16 protein-coding genes and 1 riboswitch are annotated in these 22,503 nt (G+C 69.8%); of the genes, 5 read left to right on the forward strand and 11 right to left on the reverse strand.

The window, feature by feature from the left end:
• Positions 1-278 precede the first annotated feature (278 nt).
• The 4 genes from GGR16_RS06025 to GGR16_RS06040 all read left to right on the forward strand — a co-directional run bounded on the left by GGR16_RS06025 (position 279) and on the right by GGR16_RS06040 (position 3,725).
• Positions 279-671 (forward strand): hypothetical protein, encoded by a 393-nt coding sequence (locus GGR16_RS06025; RefSeq protein ID WP_183315983.1) that lies wholly within the window; start codon positions 279-281, stop codon positions 669-671.
• Between the two features lie 114 nt (positions 672-785).
• Complete coding sequence (locus tag GGR16_RS06030; RefSeq protein WP_183315984.1) at positions 786-1,910, forward strand: ABC transporter substrate-binding protein; 1,125 nt, start codon at positions 786-788, stop codon at positions 1,908-1,910.
• Positions 1,903-2,976, forward strand: coding sequence for a FecCD family ABC transporter permease (locus GGR16_RS06035; RefSeq protein WP_019403127.1), 1,074 nt, complete (start codon positions 1,903-1,905; stop codon positions 2,974-2,976). Before GGR16_RS06030 ends, GGR16_RS06035 begins: the two co-directional genes overlap by 8 nt.
• On the forward strand, positions 2,973-3,725 hold the full coding sequence (locus GGR16_RS06040; RefSeq protein ID WP_183315985.1) for an ATP-binding cassette domain-containing protein: 753 nt from the start codon (positions 2,973-2,975) through the stop codon (positions 3,723-3,725). The genes GGR16_RS06035 and GGR16_RS06040 overlap by 4 nt, the downstream gene beginning before the upstream one ends.
• Here GGR16_RS06040 and GGR16_RS06045 read toward each other — a convergent pair whose 3' ends face one another.
• From GGR16_RS06045 to GGR16_RS06065, 5 genes are all read right to left on the reverse strand, one after another.
• Positions 3,726-4,520 (reverse strand): ABC transporter ATP-binding protein, encoded by a 795-nt coding sequence (locus tag GGR16_RS06045; RefSeq protein WP_183315986.1) that lies wholly within the window; start codon positions 4,518-4,520, stop codon positions 3,726-3,728.
• Positions 4,517-5,524 carry a FecCD family ABC transporter permease gene (locus GGR16_RS06050; RefSeq protein ID WP_183315987.1) on the reverse strand — a complete coding sequence of 336 codons (1,008 nt, stop codon included), beginning with the start codon at positions 5,522-5,524 and terminating at the stop codon, positions 4,517-4,519. The genes GGR16_RS06045 and GGR16_RS06050 overlap by 4 nt, the downstream gene beginning before the upstream one ends.
• 62 nt (positions 5,525-5,586) lie before the next feature.
• Positions 5,587-6,633, reverse strand: a complete 1,047-nt coding sequence (locus GGR16_RS06055; RefSeq protein WP_183315988.1) for an ABC transporter substrate-binding protein — start codon at positions 6,631-6,633, stop codon at positions 5,587-5,589.
• A gap of 210 nt (positions 6,634-6,843) precedes the next feature.
• Positions 6,844-7,965, reverse strand: coding sequence for a ribonucleotide-diphosphate reductase subunit beta (locus GGR16_RS06060; protein ID WP_183315989.1), 1,122 nt, complete (start codon positions 7,963-7,965; stop codon positions 6,844-6,846).
• A gap of 23 nt (positions 7,966-7,988) precedes the next feature.
• Positions 7,989-10,856: a ribonucleoside-diphosphate reductase subunit alpha gene (locus tag GGR16_RS06065; RefSeq protein WP_183315990.1), complete on the reverse strand. Its 2,868-nt coding sequence runs from the start codon at positions 10,854-10,856 to the stop codon at positions 7,989-7,991.
• A 116-nt stretch (positions 10,857-10,972) separates the two neighbouring features.
• Positions 10,973-11,185: riboswitch (cobalamin riboswitch) on the reverse strand.
• 208 nt (positions 11,186-11,393) lie between these two features.
• Between GGR16_RS06065 and GGR16_RS06070 the strand changes: the two genes are divergently transcribed.
• Positions 11,394-16,097: an alpha/beta fold hydrolase gene (locus tag GGR16_RS06070; protein ID WP_183315991.1), complete on the forward strand. Its 4,704-nt coding sequence runs from the start codon at positions 11,394-11,396 to the stop codon at positions 16,095-16,097.
• A gap of 33 nt (positions 16,098-16,130) precedes the next feature.
• On the opposite strand, the gene GGR16_RS06075 is transcribed toward GGR16_RS06070, so the two are convergent.
• The 6 genes from GGR16_RS06075 to GGR16_RS06100 all read right to left on the reverse strand — a co-directional run bounded on the left by GGR16_RS06075 (position 16,131) and on the right by GGR16_RS06100 (position 22,308).
• Positions 16,131-16,952: an alpha/beta fold hydrolase gene (locus GGR16_RS06075; RefSeq protein WP_183315992.1), complete on the reverse strand. Its 822-nt coding sequence runs from the start codon at positions 16,950-16,952 to the stop codon at positions 16,131-16,133.
• A 13-nt stretch (positions 16,953-16,965) separates the two neighbouring features.
• The gene (locus GGR16_RS06080; protein ID WP_183315993.1) at positions 16,966-17,205 is read right to left on the reverse strand and encodes a DUF1127 domain-containing protein; all 240 of its coding nucleotides are present in this window, start codon (positions 17,203-17,205) and stop codon (positions 16,966-16,968) included.
• A 121-nt stretch (positions 17,206-17,326) separates the two neighbouring features.
• Positions 17,327-18,571, reverse strand: coding sequence for an NAD(P)-binding domain-containing protein (locus tag GGR16_RS06085; protein WP_183315994.1), 1,245 nt, complete (start codon positions 18,569-18,571; stop codon positions 17,327-17,329).
• 78 nt (positions 18,572-18,649) lie between these two features.
• Positions 18,650-19,258, reverse strand: coding sequence for an OsmC family protein (locus GGR16_RS06090; protein ID WP_026015303.1), 609 nt, complete (start codon positions 19,256-19,258; stop codon positions 18,650-18,652).
• A 243-nt stretch (positions 19,259-19,501) separates the two neighbouring features.
• On the reverse strand, positions 19,502-20,998 hold the full coding sequence (cysK, locus tag GGR16_RS06095) for a cysteine synthase A (protein WP_183315995.1): 1,497 nt from the start codon (positions 20,996-20,998) through the stop codon (positions 19,502-19,504).
• Positions 20,999-21,039: 41 nt separating this feature from the next.
• Positions 21,040-22,308, reverse strand: a complete 1,269-nt coding sequence (locus GGR16_RS06100; RefSeq protein WP_183315996.1) for an MFS transporter — start codon at positions 22,306-22,308, stop codon at positions 21,040-21,042.
• Positions 22,309-22,503: the final 195 nt, after the last annotated feature.

The following is a 22,503-nucleotide window of genomic DNA, read 5'->3' on the forward strand; positions in this document are numbered from 1 at the left end:
GGACGGCTCTGGCGCGATCGCCTCCATCAAACGCGATCCGTTCGCATTCAAAGGATGGATTATTGTTCCATATAAATCGGTTACCAATCGTTGTTTCAGCATCACTTGACCTGATGACGTGACTCTCTTTCCGACGCTTGCGCGACATCAAATACGCCGGCGCGCCGGGTGCTAAGCATATGTCGAAGGGCCGGGCGGCGTTGGGCCGCACGAGGCCCTGGTTGAGCCGCGCCGGCGCGATGCTAATGTCGCCGGTGAATGGGAGGCGGTGCGTGCACATGGGGCGCAGGCGGCACGGGACACGGACGCGACGCTGGATAGCGCTCGTCGCGGCCTATCTCTTCGTGCTGCAGTCGCTTCTCACCGGCCTTGCCGTCGAGGCCCATGCCGTCCCCGGCCCGGACGGCGACGTCGCCTTCATGCTCTGCGCCCCCGGCGCCATGGACATGCAGCAGGACGAGGGCGCCCCCGCAACCGACGGGCGCTTCAACTGCTGCATCGCCGGATGTTCCCTGGCGGGCAGCGCCGTGCCGCCGGCAGCGAACGCCTTCACTCCCGTCGCCTACCGCATCGAGGACCGCATCGCCTTCGCGAACCATCGCGACGAGCCGCGCGGCTTCCTCGCCTGGCATTCTCCCGCCTGTCCACGCGGGCCGCCGGCCGCTGCCTGAACGGGCCACAGCGCCCGTCCCCCTGTCCCATCGCAACGCCTTCCCACCCGAAGCGCCACGTTGCGTGTCTTCCCGGAACAGCGCCGGCCAGCACGGCCGGCAAGGCAGGCATCCATGTTCAGAACCGTTTCGAGGCTGCTCGCGGCAGCCGTCGTCATCGCTTGTCCGCTCGCGGCGGGCGCGGCCCCTACCGAAATCACCGATGCGCTCGGCCGCAAGGTCACGGTCGAGCTTCCCGTCGCGCGTGTCGCCGTCAACTTCAACTTCGAGGAATTCACGGCCGTGGCCGGGCTCGAAGGCTGGCGCCGCGTCGTCGGCATCTCGCGTGCGCCGTGGGAAGGCTGGCGACCGGCCATCTTCTCCCGCTACAAGGCGGTCATCCCCAACCTCGCCGACATGCCCGATATCGGCCACACCGACGACGGCAGCTTCAGCGCCGAGAAGGTGATCGGCCTGAAGCCCGACGTCCTTCTCATGTCCGAATGGGCCTACAAGGCGCTGACGACGGCCCGCGACCAGATCGAGGGCGCCGGCATCCCCATCGTCGTCATCGACTACAACGCCCAGGAGCTCGACCGGCATGTCGCCTCGACGCGGGCCATCGGCCGGATCATGGGGGCCGAGGAGCGCGCGGAAGAGCTCGCCGACCTCTATCAGCGCGAATATGCCGACGTCATGGCCAGGGTGGAGCGGGCCAGAAGCGAGCGGGCCGGCAAGCCACGCCCCAAGGTCTATGTGGAACTGGGGCAGGGCGGCGCCGACACCGTGGGCAACACCTACAACGGCACCATGTGGGGCCGGATCATCACGCTCCTCGGCGCCGAGAACCTCGCCGAGGGCCGGCTGCCGGGGCCGTGGGGGCAGCTCAATCCCGAGACCGTCATCGCCGAGGACCCGGACCTCATCCTCATTGCCGGCTCGTCCTGGGTGAACCGGCCGAAGGCCGTGCGCACCGGCTATGACATGACGCCGGACGGCACGCGCGCCACCCTGCGCCCCTATGCCGAACGGGCCGGCTGGTCCGACCTTGCCGCCATCCGCGAGGGGCGGATCGCCGCCATCGAGCACGGCCTGTGCCGCACGCTCTACGACTTCGTCGCGATGCAGTTCATCGGCAAGCTGCTCTATCCCGCCGCCTTCGCCGACGTCGATCCGGTCGGGGCCTTCCGGGATTACCACGAGAAGTACCTGCCGATCCCCTTCAGCGGCACCTGGATGCTGGACTACGGCCATGACTGACGTGCTCCTCGCGCCGCTGGCGCAACCCCGGGCCGAAGGCATCGCGGCCCTGCACGGCGCCATCGCGCGGCGCCGCGCCATGGTCCTCCTCGCCGGCAGCCTCGGGCTCGTCGCGAGCCTCGTCCTCGATGTCGCGACCGGCCCGGCCTTCCTCTCGCCGGCCGATGTCGTGCGCTCCCTCGCCGGCATGGCGGGAGAGCGTTCGGTCGATGCCATCGTGTGGTCGATCCGGCTGCCCGTCGCCTTCGTCGCGCTCGTCGTCGGCGCGGCGCTCGGGCTGTCGGGGGCGATCATGCAGACCATCCTCAACAATCCGCTGGCGTCGAGCTATACGCTCGGCGTCTCGGCGGGCGCGGGCTTCGGCGCCGCGCTCGTCATCGTCATCGGCGTCGCGCTGCCCGTGCCGGAGGCCTATGCCGTTCCCGTCATGGCCTTCCTCTTCGCCGGGCTGGCCTGTGCCGGCGTCTACGCCATCGGCCAGACGCGCGACGCCTCGCCCGAGATGCTGGTGCTCGGCGGCATCGCGCTCCTCTTCCTGTTCCAGGCGCTGCTGTCGCTCCTCCAGTTCGTGGCCTCGCCCGAGGCCCTGCAGCAGATCGTCTTCTGGCTGTTCGGCAGCCTGCAGAAGGCGACATGGGGCAAGCTCGCCATCATCCTCCTTGTGCTCGTCGCCTGTGTGCCCTGCCTCATGCGCGATGCCTGGCGGCTCACGGCGCTCAAGCTCGGCGACGAGCGCGCCCGCGGCCTCGGCGTCGACGTGCGGCGGCTGCGCCTGCGCTGCTTCGCTCTCGTCTCGGCGCTGACCGGCGTCGCGGTGGCCTTCGTCGGCACCATCGGCTTCATCGGCCTCGTCGCGCCGCATGTGGCGCGCATGCTGGTGGGGGAGGACCAGCGCAGCTTCCTGCCGGCATCCGCGCTCTTCGGCGCGCTTCTCCTGTCGCTCGCCTCGATTGCCAGCAAGACCGTGCTGCCGGGCGCGATCGTGCCGATCGGCATCGTCACCTCGCTCGTCGGCGTGCCCTTCTTCGTGTGGCTGACGGTATCCTGCCGGAGGGCCTTCTGGTGAAAGTCGCCATTTCGCAGCTCGCCGTGCGCTACGGCGCGACACAGGTCATCGATGGGCTCGACCTTTCGGCCGGGCCCGGCGAGATCCTCGCCATCCTCGGGCCGAACGGCTCGGGCAAGTCCTCCCTTGTGAAGGCCGTGGCCGGCCTCGTGCCGCACGCCGGGTCCATCACCTTCGACGGCGAGGCCCGGCGGCCGGGGCGCATCGGCTACATGCCGCAGGACATCGGCGCACGCGCCGCGCTGACGGTGCTGGAGACGGTGCTGCTTGGCCGGCTCGGGCGGCTCGGCCTGCGGGTCGGGGAGGCGGACCTCGCCGCGGTGGACGCCGTCCTCACCGAGCTCGGCCTCCACCGCCTCGCCGCGCGCTATCTGGGCGAGCTCAGCGGCGGCCAGCGCCAGCTCGTCTTCCTCGCCCAGGCGCTTGCGGCCGAGCCGCGCCTGCTGATGCTCGACGAGCCCATCAGCGCGCTCGACGTGCGCCACCAGCTCGAGGTGCTGGAGATCGTCCGGCGCCTCACCGTCGCGCGGCGGCTGACGACGCTCGTCGTGCTGCACGACCTCAACATGGCGGCCCGCTTCGCCGATGCGGTGGCCGTCATACGCAACGGCCGGCTGGCGCGCTTCGGCGCCCCGGCCGACGTCATCGACGAGGCCATGCTGGCCCAGGTCTTCGGCGTCGAGGCCTCCGTCGCCCTCGCCGGCGACGGACGCCCCAACGTCACGCCGCTGCGGGCATCGAGGCACTGATCAGGACGCTGCATGCCGCGCGCGTGGCATCGCGGCAGGGCGCCGGTAGCGGATGAAGCAGGCGCCGGCGGCGTCGATCTCGACGCTGGCGTCGACCCTGAACACCTCGGCGAGGCGCCGGCGCGTCAGGATGTCGGCGGGCGTGCCGAGGGCGACGAGGCGGCCCGCCTGCATGACGGCGATACGGTCGCAGAACATCGCCGCGTGGTTGAGGTCGTGCAGCGCCGCGACCACGGTGAGATCCTGCGAGCGCACGAGGTCGAGCAGGCCGATCTGGTGCTCGATGTCGAGGTGGTTGGTCGGCTCGTCGAGAATGAGGATGCGCGGCTCCTGCGCGAGCGCGCGGGCGATGTGGAGCCGCTGGCGCTCGCCGCCGGACAGGGTCTGCCAGGAGCGGGACGCAAGATGCGCCATGTCGACATCCGCCATCGCCTTGTCGACGATCGCGTCGTCGCGCGAGGACCAGGGGGAGAGGGCGCTCAGATGCGGCGTGCGGCCGAGGGCGACGGCTTCGCGGGCCGTCAGGCGTTCGCCCGTTTCGGCCTGCTGCTCGACGAGGGCGATCCGATGCGCGAGATCGCGGCGGCTCATGCGGCCAAGGGGCTTGCCGGCGAGCGTGACGGTACCCGAGGCCGGCGCGCGCAGGCCGGCCAGCATGGCGATGAGGCTCGTCTTGCCGGAGCCGTTCGGCCCGACGAGGCCGAGGAACTCGCCCGGCCTTACGTCGAGCGACACCCGGTCGACGATGGCCCGCCGTCCGGCCCGCCAGACGAGGTCCTGTGCGCTCAGCATCATCGGGCAACGGGCCTGTGAATGAGGATCATCGCGAAGGCGGGCGCCCCGACGAGCGCCGTCATGACGCCGATGGGCAGGACCTGGCCGGGAATGACCGTGCGGGACAGGACGTCCGCCGCGATCATGAAGGTCGCCCCGATGAGGGCCGAGGCGGGCAGCAGCCGCCCGTGCCGCACGCCGACGACGAGGCGCGCCGCGTGCGGAATGACGAGCCCGACGAAGCCGATCGAGCCGACGATGCTCACCATGGTCGCCGTCATGAAGGCACAGGCGGCGATGAGCACCGCATAGACGCGCTTCACCGGCACGCCGAGCGACGCCGCGGACCGGGAGCCGAAGGCGAAGGCATCGAGGGCGCGCGCATGGGCGAGGCAGATGAGGAGCCCGCCGAGCGCCACGGGCACGGCGAGCGACACGTCGGGCCAGCGCACGCCTGACAGGTTGCCGAGCAGCCAGAACATGATGCCGCGCGCCTGGTCGGCCGTCGCCGATTTCGTGACGACGAAGGAGGTGAGGGCGTTGAAGAGCTGGGAGCCGGCGATCCCCGCGAGGATGATGGCCGCCGGGCCCCGTCCGGCCCCGAGCGCGAGCAGCGCGACGAGGCCGAAGGCGAGGAGCGCTCCGGCGAAGGCGCCGAGCGACAGCGATACGAAGCCGGAGCCGAGGCCGAGGATGGCGACGGCGACCGCCCCGCTCGATGCGCCCGCCGAGATGCCGAGGATATACGGGTCGGCAAGCGCGTTGCGGAGCAGGGACTGGAGCACGACGCCGCACAAGGCGAGCGAGGCGCCGCAGCAGGCGGCGACGAGGGCGCGCGCGATGCGGTAGTTCCAGACGATGCCCTCGTCGATGGGATCGAGCGCATGGCCCGCGCCCCACAGGCGGTTGGCCACGGTCTTGGCGACGGTCTCCACCGGAATGGACGTCTCGCCCACGGCCGCGCCGAGCGCGAGTGCCGCCGCCAGGGTCGCGGCGGCGACGAGCCCGCCGGCGACGAAGCGCAAAGGTGCGAGCGCCGGCCTCGCTTGACTCGCGTCGACCTCCGCCGAGGGTAACGGTAGCGACGTCACTTGGCGGGACCGGACGCAACGAGACCGGACTTCTCGAGCGCCTCGGCGAGCACCTCGATGCCCTCGATCGTGCGGATCGTCGGGTTCATCGCCTGGGCGTCCATGACGACGACGCGGCCGTCCTTCACCGCCGGCATGAGGCGCGCGACCGGATCGGTCTCGAGGAACTTCAGCTTCACGGCGATGTCGTCGGCCGGGTAGCGGCGCCGGTCCATCCGGCCGGCGACGAGGACCGTCGGATTGGCCCGCGCGATCGTCTCCCAGCCGACCGTCGGCCATTCCTCCTCGCTGTCGATGACGTTGCGGATCCCGAGCGTCGCCATGATGTAGCCCGGTGCGCCGCTCAGCCCCGCGACATAGGGGTCGATGTCGAGCTCGGCGCTGGAGAACCAGAAGACGGCCGATACCTTGCCGTCGAGCGAGGCGATCTTCTGCCGGGCCGCCGCTTCGCGCGCCTTCAGTTCGGCGATCAGTTCGTCCGCACGCTCCTTGACGTCGAAGATGCGGGCGAGATCGTCGATCTCCTGATAGATCAGGTCCATGGTGAACTTGGCGGTGCGCACGCCGTCGCCGCCGCTCGAATTGTCCTTGCCGATGCAGTCGGCCGGGGACGTGTAGACCGGGATGCCGAGCTCGGCGAACTGCTCGGGCGTCGCGACCACGCCCTGCGGGCCGATCTGCCACTGGAACTGCGTCGTGACGAGGTCCGGCTTCGCGCCGAGCACGCTCTCGAAGCTCGGATCATTGTCGGCAAGCCGCGGGATGGTGGCATTGACTTCCTCGTAGCCCTCGATCACCGGCCCGAGCCACACCGCCGTACCGACGACCTTCTCGGCAAGGCCGAGGAGGTAGAGGATTTCCGTCGCGCTCTGGCCGACGGAGACGGTCCGTGCCGGCGCACGGGTGAAGGTGAGGTCGCGGCCGCAATTCGTCACCGTCAGCGGATATTGCGTCTGCCCGGCGACCGCGGGTGGGGCAAGCGCGAAGACGGCGGCTGCACCGCAGGCCCCGAGGAAGGGGCGAAGGAATTCGGACAAGGTCATGGTCCCTCTCGGAAAACAGGCCATTCCGGTTCGCCGCTGGTCCCGTTCGGGACCGGCGCAGGCGGTCAGGAAGGCGCCGTAGCTGAAATTGGCAACGTTATAACATTTCATTACGTCGTGCCGTACACCGGCGCAAGACCGTGTGCACGGCGTTCGCGCCATGCGCTGGCGGCCGGGCAACGGATGGAAGGAGCGGATCGTGGCATCGCTTCAGTCCCAGGCGAGCGCGCCGCCGTTCTGGTATTCGATGACGCGGGTCTCGAAGAAGTTCTTCTCCTTCTTGAGGTCCATCGCCTCGCTCATCCAGGGAAACGGGTTCGGCGTCTCGGGAAACACCGGCGGGAGGCCGAGCTGAGCGCAGCGGCGGTTGGCGATGAAGTGCATGTACTGCTCGCACAGCGCCGCGTTCAGCCCGAGGAAGCCGCGCGGCATCGTGTCCCGACCGTAGGCCGCCTCGAGCTCGGCCGCTTGCTTCAGCATGGTCCTGAGCTCGTCCTGGAAGGCGCCGGTCCACAGATGCGGGTTCTCGTGCCTGATCTGGTTGATGACGTCGATGCCGAAGTTCAGATGGATCGACTCGTCGCGCAGGATGTACTGGTACTGCTCGGCGATGCCGACCATCTTGTTGCGCCGGCCGAGCGACAGGATCTGCGCGAAGCCGGTGTAGAACCACATCCCCTCGAAGACGACGTAGAAGGCCACGAGATCGCGCAGGAAGGCCCGGTCGGCCTCCGGCGTCCCCGTCTCGAAGGCGGGGTCGTCGAGGCTCTGCGTGTGGCCGAGCGCCCAGGCCGCCTTGTCGGTGATCGACGGCACCTCGCGGTACATGTTGAAGAGTTCGCCCTCGTCGAGCCCGAGGCTCTCGACGATGTACTGGAAGGTATGCGTATGCACCGCCTCCTCGAAGGCCTGCCGCAGGAGATACTGGCGGCACTCGGGATTGGTGAGATGGCGGTAGATCGCCAGCACGATGTTATTGGCGACCAGGCTCTCGGAGGCGGCGAAGAAGCCGAGGTTGCGCTTCACCATGCGCCGCTCGTCCTCGGTGAGGCCGTCGCGCGACTTCCACAACGCGATGTCTGCCTGCATGGAGACCTCGGTCGGCATCCAGTGATTGTTGCAGGCCGCGAGATATTTCTCCCAGGCCCAGCGGTACTTGAGCGGCAGCAGCTGGTTCACGTCGGCGCGCGCGTTGATCATCCGCTTGTCGTCGACGGTGACGCGGGCGGCGCCGCGTTCGATGGCGCCGAGGCCGGTGGCGTCCGCCAGCGCTCCGGCGGCGGGATCAACGGTGCGCGCGGCCGCTGCCGCGGGGGTCTGCCAGTCGAGCATGGCCCTGTCTCCTTGTCTTGCCGTCACTGGCAGGCTTCGCAGCCGGGATCGTCGATGGAGCACGCCCTGGCGCCGTTCGATGCGGGACGGGCGACGGGCGCGGCCGAGACCGCGTTGAGCCGGCCGTCGACGCCCTTCAACGTCGATTTCTCGACATGGGTGGCCGAGCGCGAGCGCAGGTAATAGGTCGTCTTGAGGCCGCGCCGCCAGGCGAGGCGGTAGGTCTCGTCGAGCTGCCGCCCGGAAGGATTGGCGACATAGAGGTTGAGCGACTGCGCCTGGTCGATCCATTTCTGCCGGCGGGCCGCCGCCTCGACCAGCCAGGAGGGCGCGATCTCGAACGCCGTGGCATAGAGCGCCTTGAGATCGTCCGGGATGCGGTCGATCTGCCCGAGGCTGCCGTCGTAATATTTGAGATCGGAAATCATCACCGCGTCCCACAGGCCGCGCGCCTTGAGGTCACGCACGAGCGCCGCGTTCACGACGGTGAAGTCGCCCGACATGTTGGATTTGACGAACAGGTTCTGGTAGGCGGGCTCGATCGACTGCGACACGCCGCAGATGTTGGAGATGGTCGCCGTCGGGGCGATGGCCAGGCAGTTCGAATTGCGCATGCCGATGCGCGTCACGCGCGCGCGCAAGGCTGGCCAGTCGAGCCGCATGCTGCGGTCGAGGTCGAGCCGACCGCGCGCCTCGGCCAGCCGTTCGATGCTGTCGATCGGCAGGATGCCCTGCGACCACAGCGAGCCCTCGAAGCTCGGATAGCGACCGCGCTCGGCGGCAAGATCGACCGAGGCCGAGATCGCCTCGAAGCTGAGCGCCTCCATGCTTTCGTCGGCAAAGCGCACAGCCTCCTGGGATGCGTAGGGGATGCGCAGCCTCTGCAGCGCGTCCTGGAAGCCCATGATGCCGAGGCCGACGGGGCGGTGCCGCAGGTTCGAGCGCCGCGCCTCCGGGATCGTGTAGAAATTGATGTCGATGACGTTGTCGAGCATGCGCATCGCCGTCTTGACGGTCTGCGCGAGACGCTCGCGGTCGAGACCATCGGCGGTGACGTGCGCGGCGAGATTCACCGAGCCGAGGTTGCACACGGCGACCTCGTCGTCCGACGTGTTCAGCGTGATCTCGGTGCACAGGTTCGAGGAATGCACGACGCCGGCATGGCCCTGCGGCGAGCGGATGTTGCACGAGTCCTTGAAGGTGATCCACGGGTGGCCGGTCTCGAAGAGCATGGTCAGCATGCGCCGCCACAGGTCGACGGCGCGGAGCTGCTTCCACACCTTCATCCCGCCGCGCGCGGCCTTCTCTTCGTAGGCCTCGTAGGCGGCCTTGAAGGCCGGCCCGTAGAGGTCATGCAGGTCCGGCGTCTCGTCTGGCGAGAAGAGCGTCCACGGCCCGTCCGCCTCGACGCGCTCCATGAACAGGTCCGGCACCCAGTTGGCCGTGTTCATGTCATGGGTGCGGCGGCGTTCGTCGCCCGTGTTCTTCCTCAGGTCGAGGAATTCCTCGATGTCGATGTGCCAGGTCTCCAGATAGGCGCAGACCGCGCCCTTGCGCTTGCCGCCCTGGTTGACCGCGATGGCGGTGTCATTCGCCACCTTGAGGAAGGGCACGACGCCCTGGCTCTCGCCGTTGGTGCCTTTGATGTGGGCGCCGAGCCCGCGCACCCGTGTCCAGTCGTTGCCGAGCCCGCCGGAATATTTGGCGAGCAGTGCATTGTCCCTGATCGCCTTGAAGATGCCGTCGAGATCGTCCGGCACGGTGGTGAGAAAGCACGAGGAGAGCTGCGGCCTCGGCGTGCCGGCGTTGAACAGCGTTGGCGTCGAGGCCATGAAATCGAAGGACGACAGCAGCCGGTAGAAGTCGATCGCCCGCGCCTCGCGGTCGGTTTCGCGCAGGGCGAGCCCCATGGCCACGCGCATGAAGAAGGCCTGCGGCAGCTCGAAGCGGGTGCCGTGCGCGTGCAGGAAATATCGGTCGTAGAGCGTCTGCAGGCCGAGATAGTCGAACTGGAGATCGCGCTCGGGCTCGATCGCCGCCGCAAGCCGGTCGAGGTCGAAGCGGCCGAGTTCCGGGTCGATCAGCTCCTGCGCGATGCCGGCCTTCACATAGGCGCGGAAATAATCGCCGTAGCGCTGCGCCATCTCCGCCTGCGTCGCCTGCGCGGGACGACCGGCGAGAAAGGTGAGTGCCTCGCGGCGCAGCTTGTCGAGGAGGAGGCGCGCCGACACCTTGGCATAGTCGGGCTCCGTCTCGATCAGGGTGCGGGCCGCGAGGATCGGGGCAAGGGCGAGTTCGTCGGACGAGATGCCGTCATAGAGATTGCGGCGCGTCTCGGCGAGGATGGCTCCGGCGTCGACCCCGTCGAGCCCCTCGGCCGCCTCTTTGACGAGCGCTTCAAGCCTTTCCGCGTCGAGAGGTATCAGCGCCCCGTCCACCGCTGTCATGCGCAGCGGAGCCGCGGATGCCTCGGCGCCGCCAGCATGCGCCAGCGTCGCGGCGCGCTCCCTGGCCCGCTCCTCACGATAGAGGACATAGGCGCGCGCCACCTTGTGGTGCTCGCCCCGCATCAGGGCGAGCTCGACCTGATCCTGGATGTCCTCGATATGGAACGTGCGGCCGGCGTCGGCCCGCCGAGTGAGGCTGGCGACGATCTGCTCCGTCAGCTCCGCGACGATGTCGTGCACCCGGCGCGAGGTCGCGGCATGGCTGCCCTCGACGGCGAGGAAGGCCTTCGTCAGCGCGACCGCGATCTTCGAGGGATCGAACGGCGTCACCGCGCCGTTGCGGCGGATGACACGATAGGACGGCTCGAATGCCGTGGCGGACGCGACCGGCTGGGCGGCATGCGGCCCGCGGGATGGACGTTCGGTTTCAAGGGACAAAGACACCGGCTTCAAACCCCATCTGCTGGGGGCAAAGGCCGGGCGGATGCTAGGATGGCGTCGACGGCTCACGCCGTGGTCCCGACGACCCAAGCGATCCACCGGGACACCCCGCCCGAGGACGTTTCGTTCCAGTCACGGCAGGTCTCCTGGCTCGCGGGTCGTCGCCTCCGTCCGGCCTTCCCGGAGCCTCACGGGCTCCAGTGACACGAGATGGACGGTGGCTCGCCGCTCACAGTTGCGGGGGCAGCTCCGGCTTGGCCGCTAGGCGCACCGGATTCCCTCTTAGCTCTCGCTTCAGGACGATTCGAGAGACCATGACTACCAGATATTGTGCCGATCATGGGCTGCGGCGTCAATATCTTGCTGGGCACTCTTCCCCAGCCGTGGCGGCGAGCCGGGGGGCAGTGCGGTCGTCGTTCCGACGCAGTGGCATGGGTCTCCGGCGGTGCGCTGCGGCACATCCCGGCAGCGCCGGCCGAATGATAACTTTCAGCCCCCGGCCGCAATTGGTACATTTTGAAACCAGTGAGGCAGCATGCCGTGTCGCTCGATATCCGCGTTCTTGGAGATCTGACGGTCCTTCGCGCCGGCGAGGCCGTGTCCCTGCCGCCGTCGCGCAAGACGCGGGCGCTGCTGGCCTATCTCGCCATGACCGACAGGCCGCAGCGGCGCGAGCGGCTGTGCGAGATGTTCTGGGAAATCCCGGACGACCCGCGCGGCGCGCTGCGCTGGAGCCTGTCGAAGATCCGCCAGATCGTCGAGAACGGCGAGGGCGGCGTTCTGGAGGCCGACCGCAACACGGTCTATCTCAACAAGGACGGCCTGGTCCTCGATGCGGCGCCGCTGCGCGGCCTCGGCATCCGCGATTTCGAGGCGCTCGGCACCGAAAGCCTGGAGGCGCTCGCCGGCGCCTTCCGCGGCCGCTTCCTCGATGATCTCTCGCTGCCGCGCTGCCCGGAGTTCGAGGCCTGGCGCATCGCCGTCGGCGACGAGCTCGACGTCACGCGCCTGCGTCTCCTGCGCATCCTGATCGACCGTCTGGCGGACGAGCCGGAGCGCGCGCTCGTCCACGCCCGCATGTTGCAGGCCCTCGAGCCCGACGACGAGACGGTGCGCACGGACATCCGCCGGCTCGGAGAGGCTGCCCGCCGGATCGCGATGGTCCAGCCGCGGCAGGCCGGGGAGGGCGAGGCTGCGCCTGTCGAGGCCCGCGAGGAGAGGGAGGCGGAGCCGCAGGGCCCGGCCGCAGCCACGCCGCTGGCCCAGGAAATCCGTCGCTGCGCGACGCCCGACGGCGTGCGGTTGGCCTATGCGTTGAGCGGCCAGGGGCCGCCCCTCGTCCGCGCCGCCCACTGGATGTCGCATCTGGAGCGCGACTGGGACAGCCCGGTGTGGAAGCACTGGATGGAGGGGCTCTCGGCCAATTTCCGGCTGGTGCGCTACGACCAGCGCGGCAACGGCCTGTCGGACCGCGACCCGGCCGATCTCACCTTCGAGGCGATGATCGCCGATCTCGAGAGCATCATCGACGCCGCGGGCCTGCGCCGCGTCTTCCTGCTCGGCATCTCGCACGGGTGCGCCACGTCGATCGCCTATGCCGCGCGCCATCCCGAGCGCGTGGCCGGCATGGTGCTCTACGGCGGCTTCAGCCAGGGCTGGCGCAGGCGCGGGGACCCGCGCGAGGTGGCGCGCCGCGAGGCGATGAGTGCCCTGATGCGGGAGGGCTGGGGACAGGACGATCCGGTCTTCCGCCAGATGTTCACCTCCATGTTCATCCCCGAAGCGACGCCCGAGCAGAAGGACTGGTACAACGAGCTGCAGCGGGACACCGTCTCGCCCGAGGTGGCGCACCGGATCTTCGAGGAAGGCGGCGAGATCGACGTGACGGATCTCCTGCCGCGGATCCGCGTGCCGACGCTCGTCATGCATGCCACCCGTGACGCGGTGATCCCCTTCGAGCACGGCAAGGCGCTCGCCGCCAGCATCCCGGGTGCGCGCTTCCTCGCGCTCGACAGCGCCAACCACGTGCTCCTGGCGCACGAGCCGGCCTTCGCCACCTTTCTCGAGGAGACGCGCCGCTTCCTTGCCGATCCGGAAGAGACCCAAAAACTCTCGCAGCCGCCGGCGCGCCTTGGTATCGACCGGTCCCGCCAGTACGTCACGGTGCTGGCCGCCGAGGTCGTCAGCCCGCTCGATGCCGTCGAGACCGTCGATCCCGAGACGGCGGAGCGCGAGCTGCAGCCGATCTACGACCGGCTGGTGGCGGTGATCGAGGAGCACGGCGGCGTCGTCACGGCCAATCTCGACGGCATGGTCAGCGCGACCTTCGGGCTGGCACGGGCGACGGAGGACCACGCCTTCCTCGCCTGCCGGGCGGCGCTTGCGGCACGGCTCGCTGTCGAGGAACTGTCGCAGGGCGGCGCGCGGCTGAGGGCCGGGATCGACACGGGCGAGGTCATCGTGCGCCAGACGCCCGGACCGGACGGCATCCGGGTCGAGGTGAACGGCGTCGCCCCGCGGTCCGCGAACCGCCTGATGCGCGCGCTGCGGCGAGCGACCATCGCCGCGACGGCCCGCGCGCGGACGGCAGCCGGCGGCTATCTCCAGATGCAGCGGATGCGCCATGCCGAACATCCGCAACTCGGGCGGGACGAGCGGGCCTACGAGCTCGTCAGCGAGAACCACGCCCTGTCCCGCTGGCATCTCAGGGCCAATCGCGGGCTGACCGGCCTCGTCGCGCGCGAGGCCGAGCTCAAGAGCCTCATCACGGCCTGGCGGCGCGTGCGCGAGGGCCATGGGCAGGTCGTCGGCATCGTTGCCGATCCCGGCCTCGGCAAGTCGCGCCTTGCGCACGAGTTCCTCGCCCTCGACGAGGTCGCCGGCTTTGCCGTTCTCGAAAGCGGCGGCCATGAATTCGATGCGAGCGTCTCGCTCGGCGTCGCCAAGAAGCTGCTCCTGTCCGCCTGCGGCATCCGCGGCGAGGACACGCTGGAGGAGGCGCGCGACCGCTTCCTGCGCCGGCAGGCCGAGCTTGCGCTCGACCCGGGCCACGTCGCGCCGCTGTCCTTCCTCGCCGACATGCCGGTCGAGGACGAGGCCTGGCACAGGCTCGATGCGCGCGAGCGGACGGCCCGCGTCTGCGCGGCGATGAGCGCCTTCCTCATCGCCGTGAGCCGGCAGGCGCCGCTCGCCCTGCTGGTGGAGGATCTGCACTGGATCGATGCGGAGAGCGAGGCCATCGTGAACCGCCTCGTCGATGCGATCGGCGCCAACCGCATCATGCTCATCGCCACCTATCGGCCGCACTACCGGCACGGCTGGGCACGCAGGGGCTCGTTCCAGCAGATCAGGCTGGAGCGTTTCGTGCGCGAGGAGATGGACGCGTTCCTGACGGCGCTGCTCGGCTCCGACCCGAGCCTCGGGGACCTGCGCGCGCTTCTGACCGAGCGGGCCGAGGGCACGCCGCTGTTCCTCGAGGAGATGGTGCGGGCGCTGGCCGCGAGCGGCGCCCTCATCGGCCAGCCCGGCCACTTCGAGGCGAGAAGCCCCGTCACCGACGTGGTCGTCCCCTCATCGGTGCAGTCGGTTATCGCCGCCCGCATCCAGCAGCTCGGCGATATGGAGCGCCAGGTGCTGCAGGTTGCCGCCGTCATCGGCCGCAACGTGCCGCGCCCGCTGCTGCAGCACCTTATGGCCGGGGCCGACCTCGATGCGGCGCTCACCCGCCTGCAGGAGCTCGAATTCCTCTTCGAGGTGCAGAGCTTCCCGCATGTGGAATACACCTTCAAGCACGCCCTGACCCTCAACGTCGCCTACGATTCCCTGCTGCTGGAAGACCGCAGGCAGCTGCACCACAGCGTCTTTGCGGCGATGGAACGGCTCTATGCCGGCTCGCTGGCTCACCACATCGAGCAGCTGTCCGAACATGCATTTCGCGCCGAGCAGTGGGAGCCGGCCGCACACTACCTGCTGCTCGCCGCGGGCCGGGCCGAGGAGCGTTCGGCCTATGCGGCGGCGGCGCAGTTCCTCGAGAAGGCGCGCAAGGCCGTGGCGGCCCTGCCGCGGACGCCGGAGACGCTCGCCCAGGCGATCGACCTGCGCGTGCGCATGCGCCCGGCCTACGGGGCGCTCGGCGAATATCACAAGGCGCTCGGCCCGCTGCTGGAGGCGCGCCAGCTCGCGATGGAGCTAGGGGATCCGCAGCGCATCTCCGACGTTCTCCTCCATCTGAGCTATCTCAACAGCTCGCACGGCCGCTTCGAGGAGGCGCTGGAGCCTGCCGAAACACTCAACCGCGCGGCGACGGCCAACGGCGTCGAGCGCTGCATCAGCGAGTCCGACCTCGCCGCCGCGCAGGCCCTCATCCTGCGCAGCAAGGCGCGGCAGGTGCTGGAGCGCCTTGCCCCGCACGAGGAACGCTTCACCAGGCTCTGGCGCCTGGAGCGCTTCGGGCAGATCGGCGCGCGATCGGTCTGGTATCTCGGCCATCGCGCCCAGGCGCAGGCCCGCCTCGGCCTGTTCGATGAGGCCGACCGGACGCTCGCCGAGCTGCGCCAGGTGGTCAGCGAGGTGGCGCGGCCCGTCGACAGCTGCGCGGAAGTCTATTTCACCGGCGTCGTCGAGGTCCTGCGCGGTCCCGACGCGCAGGTGGTGAAGCGCCTGCGGCAGACCGTGTCGGAGGCAAGCAGCAGCGGGCGGCTGCTTGTGCAGGGATGGCTGCTCGCCATTCTCGGCCACGCGGAATTCATGCTGGGCGAGCTGGAGACGGCCTATGCCACGCTCGAGAAGGCCATCACCGAGGCCGAGCGGATAGACCTGCCGCAGTTCGAATGTCACGCCCGGGCCGTGCTGGCCGGCCTGCGCGCACGCCTGGGCGAGCCGGAGGCCGCGGCCAATCTCGGCCATGCGCTCGAACTCGCCCGCCGGCGCGACGACCCGTGGAGCGAGATCGTCGTACTGCGCGGCTTCGCCGAGTTGAAGCCGGCGCGGTCCGCCGTGAACTGGCTGGAAGAGGCCTGCGCCCTCGCACGGCGGCGCGAGCTGCGGCCTGAGCTCGCCCGTTCGCTGCGCGCCCTTGGCCTCACCCAGCGCAGGATCGATCCCGCTCTCGCCGCCGCCACCCTCGCGGAGGCCGACGCGCTCTATGGCGAGATGGGCCTGCGCGAGCGCGTCACCGGCGCTTCGGGGCAGAGGACGGTGGAAAGAGCCGCCGAGGATCACGCCGCGACGGCAATAACGACGTAGCGTCGCCCGGGGACCGGGCGAGGTCGCGCCGCATCACGCGGCTTGCGACCGGGCAGCGGCTGCGCCCGCCAGCGCGACATGGCGTGCGATGCGCTCCGCGACCAACGCCTCGTGGGTCACGGGACCCATGTGCCCGGCGCCGGCCACCACCTCCAGCGTCGTGACCGCAAGGCGCGAGGCGAGTTCCTCGGCGATGAGCCGCGTGGGCGCCGGCGCATGTTCGCCGCGCAGGAGGAGAACCTGGAAGCGGAAGCCGAGATAGCGGCTGATCGCTGTCGGTTCGTGGATGAGGGCGCGAAAGTCGAGGCTCGCCTTCGGCAGGTAGCCGACGAGCTTCGCCTGCAGGTCCGGCCGCATCGTGCCGAAGGCGCCGGCGCCGTTCCAGTAATCGACGAAGCGCTCCGCCGCCGCCCGGTAGGAGCCTTCGGCGAGGCCCATGCGGATGGCGCCAGCGATCGCCTGGATCTCTCGAAGCGCCGCCCCGCCGGGCGCGCCCATCGTCCTCAGGAGGTGGAAGGCGGACGGCTCGTAGAGGCTGAGGCTCGCCAGCCGCGCGGGGCGCTGAGCGGCGATGTGGAGTGCGAGGCCCCCGCCATAGGAATGGCCGACGAGATGCACCGGCCCCTCGAGGCGGTCGATCAGCGCGATGATGTTCGCTGCCTCGTCCGCCAGGGAGAAGATTGCATGGCCTTCCCACACGCCGCCCCCGTCGGAGCCGATGAGATCGGGCGCGACGAGGCGATGGTCGGGGGCGAGGCGCTCTGCCAGCCTGCGCCACTGCCGGCCGCCGCCGCCGGAACAGTGCAGGGCGACGACGTGGCCGGCAGGGTGGTCGAGGTGCGATGCGATCGTCATCGGAGGCCGTTCCTCAGTACCCGTCGCGCCCGGCGGGGCCATGTTTGCTGAAGGCCGTCACGTCGTCGATCTGCGAGCGGTCGATGCCGACGTCCAAGAGCAGGTAGTCGGGCAGTTCGTGGAGGTCCCGTCGGGCCTGCCGCAGGCGCATGAAGCGGCGCATGTCGGCCAAGGCTCCCGCCACGATGCGAAGAGACGGAAAGCGGGCATGCCGGCTGGCGTGAAACGGCGTGACATGGTCGAGGGCACTCATGGTCGTCTCCATTCTTCGGGGCGCTGGAGGGCGCCGATGCGACACTTGTCCGGGTTGAACGTGAGCGTGACCGTTGAAGAGAGCGTCGGTTTCAGCGGTATGACTGTTGGATTTCTTCTCCTCACGCCGCGGTGCGGCGGCGCACGCCCAGATGGCATGCGATGTGCGCGGCAAGCGCCTCGGCATCCGCTCCGACGCCGTCGATGAAGCTCGAGTTGCGCCGGCGCATGAAGTTGAGGCCGAGCACGTAAAGCCCGGGGAGCGGGCAGATGCCGCCGTCGTGGACGATCTCGCCGCGGGCATCGAGAACCGGCATGTGCAGCCACGGATAGCTGCGCCGGTAGCCCGTGGCCCAGACGACGGTCCTTATGCCCGCCCGGTCGAGGTCGATCTCGGCACCGCCATCGTGAAGCAGGATCGGCTCGGCCGGCTCGTGCGCTGTCGCCCGGCGGAAGGTTCCGTTCTCGACCATTTCGTCGATGCTGTTCAGGATGCGGATGAGGCGCAGGTCCGCCGCGGCCGTGGTTTGCGACAGGTCGCCGGCAAAGCGCATGCGCCGGCCGCGGGCCCCGGTTGCCCGTCCCACGAGCTGCACACCCCTGCGCTGCAGGATCGCGAGATCGATCGAGCGATGGTCGGGGCTGCCGACGAGCTGCAGCGACGGCTCTTCGCGCAGGGTGGCCGCCGGGTGCATCTCCGCCTTCGCCTTGCGCAGGCTGCCGAGCCGGTCGAGCCACCACAGGATGTCGTGCCCGCGGTAGCGGCGCGGCAGCCGCGTGTGATGGCCGACGGAGAGCGTGACGGGCCGCCCCGAGGCGTGGATCTCCTCGGCGAGCTGGATGCCGCTCGCCGAGGCGCCGAGCACGAGGACACCACCTTCGGGAAGCTGGTCGGCTCGGCGATAGTCGCGCGGCACGACCTGCGCCATATGCCGCGCCAGGCGCGATGCCATGGCGGGTACACGCGGCAGGTCGCAGTGGCCGGTGGCTATCACCAGGCCGCGCGCGGCCCATTCCCCCGCGTCCGTGACGATGCGGTATCCGGCGCCCACGCGCCGTGCGGATCTGACATCGACGCCGATTTCGACGGGCGCTGCGATGCGCAGCGCATAGTCCTCCAGAAACCGCACCGTCTCCGGCATGGTCATGAAGCCGTCGGGATCCGGCCCGTCGTAGCCGCCGCCCGGAAGCCGTGTCATCCAGTTCGGCGTCAGGAGCCTGAGCGAATCCCAGCGCTCGCTGCGCCAGCGTTCGCCGACACGTCCCCGTTCCAGGACGACATGGTCGATGCCGCGCGTGCTCAGGCAGCGGCTCATGGCGAGGCCGGCCTGGCCGGCGCCGATGATGACGATATCGGTGTAACGCATGAGATGCGGGCCCCGCGGAAAATCGCCGGCCCCATGGCAATGGCGCCGGCGAGGGGGAGGGTGCTTGTCGCGAATGCGTCAGGCGCTGACGCCGACGGTGACCGGCACGCCGTTGGTGAGCACGTCGAACACGGCCGAGCGGGCACGCGCCTGCGCCACGATCTCCTCGAGCTTTTCCTTCGGCGCGTCGCCGGCGACGGTGATCTGCGCGCGGATGCCCTCGTAGCCGTTGCGGACCTCCTTCGACAGGCCGAGGATGCCGCGCAGGTCGATGTCGCCCTCGACGGTCGCCTCCACCTTGTGCAGCGTGACGCCGCGAGCGGCCGCGATATTGGCGATGCCCGAGATGAGGCAGGCGGCAAGCGCGCTCAGGAGAAATTCGACGGGCGTCGGGCCCTGGTCCGCCCCGCACAGGACGGCCGGATGGTCGCCATGGGCCTCGTGGGCGGTGGCGTGGGACTGCTCGGCGCCGGCGCCGAAGAAGTCCTTCATCGTGCTGACGCTGTGCGTGCCCGATACCCAGCGGCTGCGGGCGCGGAAGCGGAACCGCGCCAGTTCCGGCTGCCCGGCCACGGCATTGATGGTGGCGAACAGCGTCGGCGTGTCGACGCCGTTGCGCGGCGGCGGCGGCTCCTTCCGGGCCGGCTTGTCCATCGTCATGGCAGTGGTGTGCGTCGTGGTGTGCATGTCGCGCTCCGGGGTGGGGAGGAACTGGCGGCCGGGTCTCGCCGCGGCCGTCGTCATGTCTCGGCCATCGCCGTGTGACGCGCCGTGTGAACAAGGGTGGAAAATGCGACGTCCCGCCGGCCTCGGGAGGCGGAATCGTTGGAATTCAGGTCGCGGCCCGCAATGCGTGAAAAAAGGGAGCGGCGAGGGCCGCTCCCCTTTTCCTGGTTCGCCGGAGGGGACGCCAAGCCCCTGGGCGCCGCCTCAGGCCTTTGCGCGCGCCCATAGCGGCAGGAGGCTGTCGGGATCGGGACAGGCACCGGGATCGTGGCCGATGCCCGCCGCAGCAAGGCGCGCGCTGAGCGAGCCGTCCTTCCAGGCGGCGAGCGTATCCGAGCAGCCGCCCACGTGCCGACCGCCGACGAAGACCTGCGGGATGGTCGGCGAACCGATGCGCGCCCTCAGCGCCTTGCGGATTTCCCCGTCCATGGCGTTTCTCTGCCGTTCGGGCGCATCGATGTCGATCGATCGGTAGGCGATGCCGGCGCGGTCGAACAGCTTCCGGATGCTCCAGCAGAACTCGCACCACGTCAGGGCGAACATGACGACCGGATGGTCGGGATCGCCGATGGCCTCGTCGACGAAGGCATGGGCCGCCGGGTCGATGCTGACCTCGCCGGTAGTCGCCGGAGAGGCCGCGAAGGACGGTGGCCGGTCGAAGCGGTAGCCGGGCGTCGAATGGGAGATCTCCTCCTCCTCCGGCGACATGTCCTCCGCGATGTGGTCGAACAGGATGGTGCTCAGATAGCGCTCGCCCGTGTCGGGCAGCATGCACAGGACGTTCCGGCCCGGCCCGGCCCGGCGCGCCACCTCGATGGCGCCGGCGAGCGTCGCCCCGCCGGAGATGCCGGCGAGGATGCCTTCGTCCGTGGCGAGCCGGCGGGCGGCTGCGAGGGCACTGTCGCCGGAGACGGGCACGATCTCGTCGACGAGGCCCTCGGCCATCGCCTTGCCGACGATTTGCGGGATGAAATCCGGGCTCCAGCCCTGCATCGGATGGGGGCGGAAGCGCGTGTGCGCCCGGGTCGGCATGCCGCGCTCGTCGAAGTTCTGTGTGATGCCGCTCGACAGGAGCGTGGAATTGTCCGGCTCGCAGACGACGATGCGCGTCTGTGGCCGCTCGCGCCGGAGCACGCTCGCCACGCCCGCGAGCGTGCCGCCGGTTCCCGTGCCCGTGACCCAGTAGTCGAGCGGGCGGTCGCGGAAGGCGTCGAGGATCTCGCGCGCCGTCGTGCGGGCATGGATGGCGGCATTGACCGGCGTCTCGAACTGCCGGCACAGGAACCAGCCGTGCGTCTCGGCCAGCTCGATCGCTTTGGCGAGCATGCCGCTGCCGCGCTCGACCGCCGGCGTCAGCACCACCCGCGCGCCGAAGAAGCGCATCAGCTTGCGCCGCTCGAGGCTCGCGTTCTCCGGCATCACGATGACGAGCGGATAGCCCTTGCGGGCACAGACCATGGCAAGGCCGATGCCCGTGTTGCCGCTTGTCGCTTCCACCACCGTCTGGCCCGGCTGCAGCGCGCCGGTCCGCTCGGCCTCGGCGATGACCGCCGAGGCCAGCCGGTCCTTGACCGAGCCGCCCGGATTGAACGCCTCGAGCTTGGCGAAGAGCGCGCCGCCGCCCTCGTGAATGCGGGTGAGGCGAACGACGGGCGTGTTGCCGATCGTGTCGAGGATGCTCTCGTAAGGCGCTGATGTCATTGCCATCATCCTTGTCTGGGGAGTCGATGTCGAAGGGGGGCTCAACGGCTCGGCGACGGGGCCGGCGCGAGGCCGCTCGGGGTGGCCTTGCCGCGTGTCGTCGCGCCCGCGGCCAGCATGGCGATGGTGCCGAGATTGGCGACGCCGGCCGCGAAGGCGATGAGGAAGGCGGGCGTGTAGCTGGCGAAGCCGTCGTAGGCGAGGCCGCCGAGATAGCCGCCGACGCCCATCCCGGCCCAGGCCACCATCATCACCGTGCCGAGGGCCTGGCCGAAGCGCTCGGCCGGGACGAATTCGCGCACGCACAGGATGAGGCAGGTCATGTTGCCGGCGAAGCCGAAGCCGAACACCGCCGAGAGCGCGAGAAGGCTGATCTGGTTGTCGAGGAGGGGATAGATCGCGACGCATGCCGTCTGCATGAACGAGGCCGTCGCATAGGCGGGCAGGTTGCCGATCCGGTCGGCGAGGAGGCCGAAGGCGACGCGCCCGACGGTGCCGAACAGCATCGCCACGAGCAGGCTCGTCGATCCGAGATCGGACGAGCCGCAGACCGCGGTGACGAAGCTGGCGAGGTGCACGAGCGGAAAGCCCATGCAGGCGCAGCACAGGAAGGCCGCGGCCGCAAGCAGCAGGACGGGCGAGGGGCGGCCATCGCCGCTTGATCCCGTTCCGGCAGCCTGTAACGGCGGAGCCATGGCGACCGGCGGGCGGCGGACAGCCGGCATGAGGAGGCCGAGCGCCACCAGGGTCGCTGCGGCGAGAATCGCATAGGCCGGCCGCCAGCCGACGCTGTCGATGAGCAGGTTGGCCGTGTAGGGCATGACGCCCTGGCCGAGCGCGCCGCCCGCGGTGACGATGCCCATGGCGAGGCCGCGGCGGCGCTCGAACCACAGGGCGGTGACCGACAGCACGGGCGCGTAGAGACACGCGAAGCCGAGCCCGCCGAGCACGAGGCTCGCGGCATAGAGATGCCAGAGCGACTGCGCGAAGGTGAAGGCGCCGAGCGCGGCGACCATCGCGGCCGAGCCGCAGGCGAGGAGAATGCGGGCGTCGAGCCGGTCGGACAGGCGCCCCCAGAAGAGTCCGCCCAGCGCCATGCCGACCGTGGACAGCGTATAGGCGAGGCTGAGGTCCGCCCGCGACCAGCCGAACTCGGCCTCGAGCGGCCGGATGAAGACCGACGGCAGCGCGAGGGCGCCGAAGCCGAAGGCCATGGCGGTCGTTGCGCCGGCCGCGGCCAGGAGGGCACGCAACGGCACCGGAGCGGCCTTGCCGCTGGGGGTGCCGGGCACGGATTGCTGCATCTGCATGGGGTCCTGCTCCCGAGGAGTGGTCCCCTTTCAATCGGGGCTCCACATGGAAGCCGGCGTGTAAGCGAGCGTGGAAAGGCGTCCTGCGACCGTGGGAATGCGGGGAATTCAGGCCCTTTCGGGGTGCGAACGCTCGCTTCGGGGCGCGGCGCGGCTCTCCTCATGGCCTCCCGGTCCGCCGAAACTGTGCATTCC

This window comes from Chelatococcus caeni (assembly GCF_014196925.1).
GTDB lineage: Bacteria > Pseudomonadota > Alphaproteobacteria > Rhizobiales > Beijerinckiaceae > Chelatococcus_A > Chelatococcus_A caeni.